This is a genomic window from Alkalihalobacillus sp. MEB130 (genome assembly GCF_032335535.1).
In the GTDB taxonomy this organism is placed as follows: domain Bacteria; phylum Bacillota; class Bacilli; order Bacillales; family Bacillaceae_D; genus Halalkalibacter.
Map to the genome: position 1 here is coordinate 1 of NZ_JAOANA010000046.1, position 9,911 is coordinate 9,911.

At 39.1% G+C, this 9,911-nt stretch carries 8 protein-coding genes and 1 rRNA gene; 7 read left to right on the forward strand and 2 right to left on the reverse strand.

The annotated features are described in order from the left end of the window. The first annotated feature begins 1,254 nt into the window (after positions 1 to 1,254). Positions 1,255 to 2,235, forward strand: coding sequence for a 2-hydroxyacid dehydrogenase (locus N0O92_RS23240; RefSeq protein WP_315617426.1), 981 nt, complete (start codon positions 1,255 to 1,257; stop codon positions 2,233 to 2,235). A gap of 254 nt (positions 2,236 to 2,489) precedes the next feature. Here N0O92_RS23240 and N0O92_RS23245 read toward each other — a convergent pair whose 3' ends face one another. Next, positions 2,490 to 2,939, reverse strand: coding sequence for a GNAT family N-acetyltransferase (locus tag N0O92_RS23245; RefSeq protein WP_315617428.1), 450 nt, complete (start codon positions 2,937 to 2,939; stop codon positions 2,490 to 2,492). A gap of 486 nt (positions 2,940 to 3,425) precedes the next feature. Here N0O92_RS23245 and nikA point away from each other — a divergent pair, with 486 nt between their 5' ends. From nikA to N0O92_RS23270, 5 genes are read left to right on the forward strand one after another with little or no spacing between them, the layout of a single operon-like run. Beyond that, positions 3,426 to 4,994, forward strand: coding sequence for a nickel ABC transporter substrate-binding protein (nikA, locus tag N0O92_RS23250; RefSeq protein WP_396334576.1), 1,569 nt, complete (start codon positions 3,426 to 3,428; stop codon positions 4,992 to 4,994). Between the two features lies 1 nt (position 4,995). Continuing rightward, entirely contained in the window at positions 4,996 to 5,940 is a 945-nt protein-coding gene (gene nikB / locus N0O92_RS23255) for a nickel ABC transporter permease (protein WP_315617431.1), read from the forward strand. Continuing rightward, positions 5,940 to 6,776, forward strand: a complete 837-nt coding sequence (gene nikC / locus N0O92_RS23260) for a nickel transporter permease (protein WP_315617433.1) — start codon at positions 5,940 to 5,942, stop codon at positions 6,774 to 6,776. Before nikB ends, nikC begins: the two co-directional genes overlap by 1 nt. Then, positions 6,773 to 7,573 carry an ABC transporter ATP-binding protein gene (locus N0O92_RS23265; RefSeq protein WP_315617435.1) on the forward strand — a complete coding sequence of 267 codons (801 nt, stop codon included), beginning with the start codon at positions 6,773 to 6,775 and terminating at the stop codon, positions 7,571 to 7,573. The genes nikC and N0O92_RS23265 overlap by 4 nt, the downstream gene beginning before the upstream one ends. Then, on the forward strand, positions 7,570 to 8,331 hold the full coding sequence (locus tag N0O92_RS23270; RefSeq protein WP_315617437.1) for an ABC transporter ATP-binding protein: 762 nt from the start codon (positions 7,570 to 7,572) through the stop codon (positions 8,329 to 8,331). The genes N0O92_RS23265 and N0O92_RS23270 overlap by 4 nt, the downstream gene beginning before the upstream one ends. Before the next feature lie 221 nt (positions 8,332 to 8,552). Here N0O92_RS23270 and N0O92_RS23275 read toward each other — a convergent pair whose 3' ends face one another. Then, on the reverse strand, positions 8,553 to 9,305 hold the full coding sequence (locus tag N0O92_RS23275) for a DUF6843 domain-containing protein (RefSeq protein WP_315617439.1): 753 nt from the start codon (positions 9,303 to 9,305) through the stop codon (positions 8,553 to 8,555). Positions 9,306 to 9,824: 519 nt separating this feature from the next. On the opposite strand from N0O92_RS23275, the gene N0O92_RS23280 reads away from it, so the two are divergent. After that, a 16S ribosomal RNA gene (locus tag N0O92_RS23280) occupies positions 9,825 to 9,911 on the forward strand; the annotation flags it as partial.

Here is a 9,911-nt window from a genome sequence, read left to right on the forward strand (position 1 = left end):
TGGATTGTCTTTTTTTGTGCGCATAAACATATTCCTCAAGGCGCTGAAGAGCTTTTGGTTCGAAGAACCAACGTCTTCCATGACTGAGCCGATGGTTACATCATGAATAAACTTCTTGGAATACATCATGTCCCCCTGTGAGACGAGCTGTTTCTCTTCGTAAAACAGCAAGAGACTCTTCTAAGAGAAGCTTCGTGAATAAACGTCCCCGTAGAAGAGAAATGGCGAGCCAGGACTTTGCCAGGCGGGCACGCTCCGCACAAAAAGCAGGAAGTTAGGGGCGTGCGTAATATTAATGCAACAGAACCAACGTCTTCTTCGAATAAGCCGATGGTTACTTCGTGAGTAAGCTACTTGAAAAACATCATGCCCCCTGTAAGACGAACCCTTTCTCTTCGTAATACGACGGGGGATACTTCCAAGAAATCACTTCATGGTAATCTTCCCCGTAGAAGAGAAAGGGTGAGCCAGGACGTTGCCAGGCGGGGCACGCTCTATATAGAAGGCGTGAGGTTAGGAATTCCTCATAACGTTAATATAGCAGCAGAAACAACATCTTTCCTCGAATAAGCTGATGGTTACATCGTGAATAAACTACTTCGAACCAACATCATGAGACTCTTCTAAGAGAAGCTCGTGATAAACGTCCCCGTAAAACAGAAATAGCAAGCCAGGACGTTAGGTATTCCCGTAATATTACACTATAAACAATTGGTTTTTTATGGTAAAATTACTTTTTAGCATTATCTAATAATATCTAAATTTAGATAGTAAAAGAAAGGAAGTTATCAGGATGGATCAACCTGTTAGTAGTAAAAGATTCGAGATAGGTTTTAATATTTTTCTTCTATTATTTGCTTTCATTATTGTCATATCGTCTTCCTTTAGTTTAATTGATTCAGATAGAAATACTCTATATTCAATTTTAGCAATCATTATTGGCGGTGGAAGTATATTTAGGCTATATAAACTTAAAAAAAATACATAATAATTTGTTCAATTAAACGAACACCAATAAAAAACTTCTATTTAAACTTGGTTATATATTTAACCAGGTTCTTTCTAGAAAAGGAAGCTTTCCTATTAAATATGGACCAAATGATTCAAGAAATTCATAGAAGTCAACCAGCAGAAGGATTCGAAAGAGTGAGAATCAGTCTATAACTATTTAATTTCTGAATAAAGAATGAACCTCTCTCTTTTTATTGAAAAAAAGGAGAGGTTTTTCCTATCTATAGCAAAGGGGCGATAACATTGAACAAAAAACCGATAGTCATCAGTTATAAGCAGCTGCCTGAAGAAGCTTGTAGGCAAATAAGAGAACACTATGATCTTGTCCATATTGAAAAAGAAAAGTTAGAGAATGAACCTAGTTCTGTTAGCGAGCTAGCAGGAGCAATTGGATTAATGGGAGCAGGACTGAAGGTTGATAGCTCTTTCTTGGAGCATGCTCCATCTCTTAAAATCGTTGCCAATATTTCAGTAGGCTATAATAATCTTGATTTGTTCGAATTCACAAGGAGAAATATCCTAGCTACGAATACTCCTGATGTCTTAACAGATACAACAGCAGACGCAATTTTTGGCTTATTGATTGCAACAGCAAGGAGGATCCCAGAGATGGATCGATTTGTTAAGAATGGTGAATGGTCTAAGTCGATTTCCCCCAACTATTTTGGAGTGGATGTTCATCATAAAACGCTAGGGATTATAGGGATGGGGAGAATTGGAAAGGCGATTGCCAAGCGTGCATCAGCTGGTTTTGATATGAATGTACTATACTTTAATCGAAGTAGAAATCAAGAAGTTGAGACAACATACCAAGCTCGTTATTGCTCTCTTGAAGAGGTTATGAGAAGGTCTGATTTTGTTTGCGTTATGGTTCCTTTAACAAATGAAACTAAAAACTTGATTAGCCAAAAAAAATTAGACTTCCTTCAGAAGCATGCCATTCTTATTGTTGGATCGAGAGGGGGAGTGGTTGACGAAGAAGCGTTAGTTACAGCATTACAAGAGAAGAAATTTCGTGGAGCTGGTTTAGATGTTTATGAGAAAGAACCTCTACCAAAAGATCATCCATTATTGACTTATAAGAATGTAGTAACTTTACCTCATATAGGGTCTGCAACAGAAGAAACACGCTATCAAATGGCCATGCTTGCTACAAGAAATCTTCTAGAAGGGCTTAAAACGAATCAGCCACCAAACTTGTTGAATAACGAAGTGAATGAATAAATAGTTTTAGAATTATGGATTTGGATGATTTCGGGGGCCTCTTGAGACTCACCCTTTCTCTTCGTAACATAACGTGAGGTCCACCTAAGAAGTACTTCATGCCCGTCTTCCACGTAGAACAAAAATAGCAAGCCACAACATTGCCAGGCGGGCATTAGCAAAGTTAATGATTTTCATGTTATATCTCTTTGGAAGCGCCATAACCCAACCTTAGGAAGTTTTTTCTAATTAAAGGCCCTAGTTACTTGAAAAAATCACAATTTCTTTTCAAAAAAGGTTAAGGATAATTGTTCATTCACTTTGGTTTCTTTGATATTTTGAAAACCGTTCTTTTTATAAAAACTAACTGCTGGAGCATTTTTAGAACCTGTTGCTACTTTTATTGTTTTACCCCTAAACTTACTTTCAATGAAATTAAATAGAATCTGAGCAATTCCTTTTCTAAAATGGTTTGGATGTACGATTAGTCTATGAATATCAACTGCATCGTCAACTACTTTTATAGAAATTGCTCCGCATAGCTCTTCCTTTTCATAATAACCAATGAAAGATTCTTCGCAATGTTGCAAAGTATAAACGGTATCCTTTAATGGTGGGAGGTCATATGAACCAATTATTTCTGCCTCTACCATATATGATGGTATTTGAATATGTAAAACATCTTCAGCGTGTTTACTATTACTAATATCTATTATTTTTATCAAGGGAACCCTCACACTCAATTTTGTCTTCTTCTTCCACAAAGCTGTTATTTCATTGAACAAACCTCATTATCACTTTAACATAAAATACCAACACTCTTTATTGAAACTACGGTGAATGACATTATAAAAAGTATTTTAACATCATTTTTTCGTGTGGGTATGCCACGGGGACAGGCCGTTGATTTTTCTCAGGTCTCAAGCGGACTCACGTTCCGTTATCTTTGACTTAAACGGTAATTTTCAATGATTGCGGACTGTGGTTCCGCTATTTAGGGGTGGAAGGGGAACATGCTAGTCATTTTCTGCAAATAGTGGATTCTGTGTCCGTCAAACTTTTGAAAGTGCTAGTTTTTGATGGATTAGCGGAACTGGTGTCCACATGCATAGATGTTTCACGTAATAGGAGTTTTTAATATTTCTCTTGTTAAATCGAAATCATTACGATATGATATAAATCGTAATAATTACTAAATAAGGGGGATTACCTTGAAAACAAGTAAACTTTTTTCATACATAAAAAATCGTAGTTTTACTATTGTAGTCTTGTGCTTGGTTCTAAGTTTATTAGCAGCGTGCGGGGCTTCAGATTCAGCAGGGAATGAGGGAGAGGCAGAGGTAGAAGATAATCATATTCATTTTCTATATAACTTCTCAACAAACTCTTTGGATCCGCACGTAGATAGTAGTTATGTGCCATTAAGAGCGGGGATTACAGAAACATTAGTTCGTTTAGATGAAGAAAATTTAACGATCGAACCGTGGTTAGCAGAGAGTTGGGAAGGGGAAGATGGCATCAATTGGACGATTCATCTTCGTGAAGATATTACTTTTCATAATGGAAAAGAGATGGATGCTGAGGCAGTAAAGGCATCTTTGGACAGAGCGATTACCGAGAGCATCGCGATGAAAAATGCGTTGAAAATTACTGAAATCAAAGCAGATGGCCACACGTTAGAAATTACAACTAGTGAGCCGTTTCCGGAGTTTATTTCAGAACTTGTGAACCCGAATGTTTCGATTATTGATGTGACGGAAGAGAACATTTTAAATAAACCAATAGGGACGGGCCCGTTTGAACTTGAGGCGTTTGTGCCAGGAAGTCGACTGGAGCTAAAACGTTATGATGATTATTGGGACGGCGCTTCTACCTTATATAAAGTCACCTTCTCTTTTAATGAAGATGCAAATGCTCGTTCACTTGCGCTTAGGTCTGGTCAAGTAGATATTGTGTATCGTCCAGAGGTAGAGAGCTTAGAAACATTAAAGCAAATCGATGGCATTCATGTTGAGTCAACGGCCACTTTTCGTGTTCACCAGATGACGATGAATATGCAGCGCGAAAGTTTACAAGATGTTCATGTACGTCGCGCAGTTGATGCGTTAATCAATCGTCAAGAAATTGTTGATACGATTTTATTAGGACATGGAGAAGCGGCTGTTGGACCATTTTTGCCAAGCCTTCCATTTGCTCCAACTTATGAAGAGCGTCCAACTGGTGCGGAAGTGGCTGTCGAGTATTTGAAGGAAGCGGGTTATACACTTCAAGATGGAACGATGCAAAAGGACGGAGAGCCGCTTACATTGACACTTTTAACGTATCCGGCAAGAGCGGATCTTCCTCTCATTGCCCAAGTATTTCAATCCGATGCAAAACAAATTGGAATTGATGTAGACATTAAGCAGATTGATATTCCTGAAGAATATATGGCATCCAATCGTGATTGGGATTTGGCTACCTATAGTAATTTGACGGCTCCTCGTGGAGACGCTGGTTATTATTTAAATGCAACGTATCATCCTACAGGGGCTCTTAACTTTAGTGGTGCTGAGGAAGAGGAGCTTACGGCCATTATTGATGAACTCAATCAAACGGTTGATTATGGAAAAAGAGCAGTATTAGCTGAAAAAGCAGCTGACTATGTGAACGAGAATGTGATTAATTCGTTTGTGTTACATCCATCTACCATTGTTGCTTATAACGAAGACAAAGTGGACAATTGGGTGACGACGCGAAGTGAATATTATATGATCACAAATCAACTGGGTGTGAAGTAAATTGCTACGGATCATAACTCGTAAATTTTTAGAAGTATTTGTTTTTATGTTAATGATTACATTTGCTAGTTTCTTGTTTGTTCGCTTAGCGCCTGGTGATCCTGTATTAACGATCTTAAATGTCGATGAATTATCAGTTAGTCAAGAACAAGTGGAACAATTAAGAGAGGATATGGGGTTCAATAAGCCGCTGCTCGTTCAATACGGGCATTGGCTTATTGCCTTTTTTCGACTGGACTTTGGTTCGTCTTATGTGACGGGTCAACCGGTAATGGACATGATCCTTCGTGGTCTTCCTGCTACTCTTGAGCTAACTGTTGGTGCATTAGTAGTTATGCTTGTGGTAGCCATTCCCCTCGGATCTTTGTCTGCGCTGTATCGAAATAGCTGGGTTGATCAGATGAGCCGGATTGTGTCAATTATTGGGGCGGCAGTACCAAGTTTTTGGCTTGGTCTTATTTTAATTGATGTGTTTAGTGTTCGGTTAAATTGGCTGCCTAGTATGGGGAGAGATGGAACGGCGACGATGATTTTACCTGCCTTAACACTTGGCTTAGCGATTTCGAGTGTCTATGTTCGCTTGCTTCGATCTAGTTTGCTTGATTCATTGAATCAGGAATTTATCCGAGCTGGAAGAGCCAGAGGGTTGTCAGAGGGGCGTATTTTCTTTGTTCATGCCTTTCGTCACAGCCTCGCTCCTGTTATTACAGTCTTTGGGGTTAGCCTTGGTAGTTTAATAGGAGGAGTTGTCGTCATAGAAGTGTTATTTGCCTATCCGGGGATTGGAAAAATGGTTGTTGATGCGATTCGTCAACGAGATTATCCTCTTATTCAAGGATACATTTTAATCATGGCTATTCTTGTTTTTGTTGTAAATACATGTGTTGATCTATCGTACAGATATTTAAATCCAGAGCTAAAAATAAAAGAAAGAGAGACAAACTGATGAAAAGATTGCCGAAAAAAAGAAAACAATCCATACAAGTAGGCATGGCCATCATCTTCTTTGTCGCGATCTGTATTAGTGTCCTGTATGCGTTTGTGATTTTAAAACATGATCCATATTTAACTAATTTAAGTGGCAGACTTCAAAGTATGAGTCTGTTGCACCCGCTCGGGACAGACCATTTAGGAAGGGACGTGCTGACTCGCCTTTTGCTTGGAGGTCAACAGACTATTGGCTACAGTTTGCTCGCGCTTGTGGCAGCTGTGATCATTGGGGTCCCTTTTGGTATTATTTCTGGATATAAACGTGGAATCATTGATCGGTTATTTATGAGAGTGGCTGATGGGTTTCTCGCTTTTCCAGATACGATTGTTGCAATTGTATTAGTTGGTTTGCTTGGTCCTAGTATTAGCAATTTAATTCTTGCTATTATTTTAGTCAAATGGGTGAATTACGCTAGGCTTGTCAGAAGTACCGTTTTAACAGAAGCTCAAAAAGAATATATCTTAATTGCGCGTATGAATGGATTGCCTGCTAGAAAAATTATGACGAAGCATTTGTTTCCACATATTATTGGTCATGTTTTCGTGATGGCAAGTCTTGATTTAGGAAAAATTATTCTACTAATCTCTGCCTTTTCCTATATTGGACTGGGCGCTCAACCGCCTATGCCTGAATGGGGAGCAATGTTAAATGATTCACGACCGTATTTTGAGTCGAAGCCAGAATTGATGATTTATCCTGGTCTGGCAATCGTACTTGTTGTTCTATTAACGAATATGCTCGGAGATTATTTGAGGGACCGGTTTGACGTGAAGAAAGAGGTGCAATCATGATTCTGTCGATTGAAGAAGTGACCATACGTAGTCAAAATAAAACCATCGTCGATCAAGTGTCCCTTTCGATTCGGGAAGGAGACTGGTATGCGTTAGTTGGACAAAGTGGGAGTGGCAAAAGTCTTCTTTCTCAAAGTATTGGGCAGATGTTGCCGCCTCGTTTACAAGTAGAAGGTAGAATTGTTTTTAAAGGTCAAGATTTGCTTTCAATGTCGGCTAAAGAGATTCGACGTGTTCGTGGGAAAAAGGTGGCTTATATTTTTCAAGATTATCAAGGCTCGTTTACACCATTTCGAAAAATAGGGCAGCATTTTCATGAATATTTAAAGGTACATGGCGTTACTTCTAAACAAAAACGATATGATCAGGCGGTAGAAGCACTAGAATCGGTTGGGTTAGAGGAAGCGCTGTTTCATCGCTATCCTTTTCAGCTTAGTGGAGGTCAACTTCAAAGGGTCGCTATAGCGCTTGCTCTCCTGTTAACTCCTGATTTAGTGATTGCTGATGAAATTACAACGGCACTTGATAGTGTGTCCGGTCACCGGGTATTAGAAATGCTAGCGAAAAAGCAAAAAGAAACGGGTTGTTCCATTTTATTTATTACTCATGATTGGCGCCATGTTAGGCGGTATGCCGACCGGTTGGCCATTATGAAGGACGGGAAAATTGTGGAATCAGGAGGAAAGCATAAGATCCTTGATCATCCACACCACGACTATACGAAACAATTAATCAAAGCGGCTCCGATATTAGGGGATGGTTTGAGATCTGGTTTGGATAAGGAGAGAAAGGCATGACACTACTTAGCGTGAAAAAGGTTACAAAATCATATGATAAAGAAAAACTTGTTCTCTCTAACGTAACCTTTGAAGTAAAGAAGGGGGAGTGTCTTGCTCTTGTAGGAGAAAGTGGTTGTGGGAAAAGTACATTAGCACGGTGCTTACTTCGAATGGAGTCGATTAACAGCGGTGAAATTCGCTTTAAGGAAACGGCGATTGAAGCGCTAAATGAACGGCAATTAAAGCCATTTCGCAAAAATATTCAAATGGTCTTTCAAAATCCAGCAGCTGCCCTTAACCCGAAATTGAAAATAAAAGACTCTCTCATTGATCCATATACTCAGTACAAAAATGAATTAAACCTGGCTTACTTCTCGTATGAGTCGAAACAGGCTTATATCAATCAATTACTAGAAGCTGTAGAGCTATCAGCTTCTTTAGCGGACCGGTATCCCCATGAACTGAGTGGAGGGCAACGCCAAAGAGTCACGATTGCTCGTGCCATTAGTATTGAACCAGAACTGATCATCCTTGATGAACCTACCGCAAGCTTGGATGTGATTTCTCAAAATGACGTTCTGCAACTGTTAACAGATCTGCGTAAAAACTTGAATCTATCCTATTTATTTATCTCCCATGACCTCGCCGCTGTTCACCGAGTGAGTCAGCGAATAATGGTCATGAAACAAGGGGAAATCGTTGATCATTTTGATCAGCAACATTTATTTGCAGAGGATCGACACCCTTATACGAAGGAGCTTGTATCGATTTTTTAGGGGGGCCTTTTCGGGTGCCTGCCACCACCCGAATTTCCCCGGAAATTGTCGACTCAGCGGGACTCGGCGGGACGCTAGGGACAGGTTCCTCGTCCCATTTCAGCTGATATCCTCATAAAGAACTGTCATCTGCTTTCCTAAATAGAGGTTACCCGGCTTAAGGGTGACAACTAAAAACACCCGTTTCTGGTTATATGATAAGCCAGGACGGGTGTTTCACTTTAATACCAAAATTCAATGTTATAGTATTCCTTAAAAATCATTCCACTTACTCTTTCAAGGGTGCTGTGATGGTCTCTTCCTGTCCCTCTTAACATAAATTCTTCTCCGCAATGATCTTTCGTTAATTCAAAGCCAGTGTATGAAATAGAAGTAACGTTATCTTCTCCGTGGTCGGAAAGACCGCCTGTGCCAAAAAGATTGACGCAAGTATGATCTATCGGAGTTCGGTTCCCGTGGTCGTCTACATAATAATATCGATCAGTTACCGTGCCGTAATCTAAATCATGGGTAGAGGTGACAAAATACCCCTCTTCATTGATCGGATGAACGGAATATTTGCCCTCTTTTTCCACTTTTGGTGCTCCTCTAACGTTATAAAACGCATAAACCTCACCTTCATATCCCTCGGGAATTAAATAGATATCATTGGTTTCGGTGTTGGATAGAGACACATACATATAAAATGCAGCTGAAGTGATTCCTAATCCGATCAAAACACTTAGTACTTTTTGGGGGAAGGTAGATAGTTGTTTTTTTCTTTCTATTATTAAGTAAGCAAAAAATGAGAAGATACCTGCAACTAAACAAAAGGGGATCATGAACATAGACATAAAAATAAAGCTTTCCATAATAGAAAAATAATATGTGTTAGGCTCTCTTTGTGCTACAGGTGTGTAATTGATGATGGAAAGTGTCATGGTGATAATGATGGATACAATAAAAGATATAAGAATGACGTTCAAAAATTTCAAAAGAGACTCTTCCTTTCCTATTAGTCTTCTATAAAGATTCTCTCATGCGGTTTCGAAAAGGGAAAGGGAGAAATGGTGCAAATTTGATTATGAAGAGGCCCAGAGTATTAAGATACAATGTTGTTGGATGCGAGACAGTTTTAATGTTTGAAAATTTTGTTGACCAACGTGTCGAACTATGTTAAATTATTAAATCGAGTCACGAAAAAATAATTGCAAATTAACTATTGCGTAGAATTTTTATTCGTGTTATAGTATTACTTGTCGCCACGATCGACTGATTGATCCGATGGCGATTGTGAGAACAACTTTTTCGAAAAAAAGTTGTTGCGCAGAACGAATCATTGTGTTATGATGATAAATGTCGCTGAGGAAAACAGTGATGGACGAGTTCTTTGAAAACTGAACAAAAGCCAAGCGAAAAGAGATACATGATATCTCGTCAATTTTTTCTCATCATTTTATTAAAAATGATGAATTATCGTTAGCGATACATTTTGAGCTAATCAGCTTACCATTTTTATGGAGAGTTTGATCCTGGCTCAGGACGAACGCTGGCGGCGTGCCTAATACATGCAAGTCGAGCGGACTGATTAAGAGCTTGCT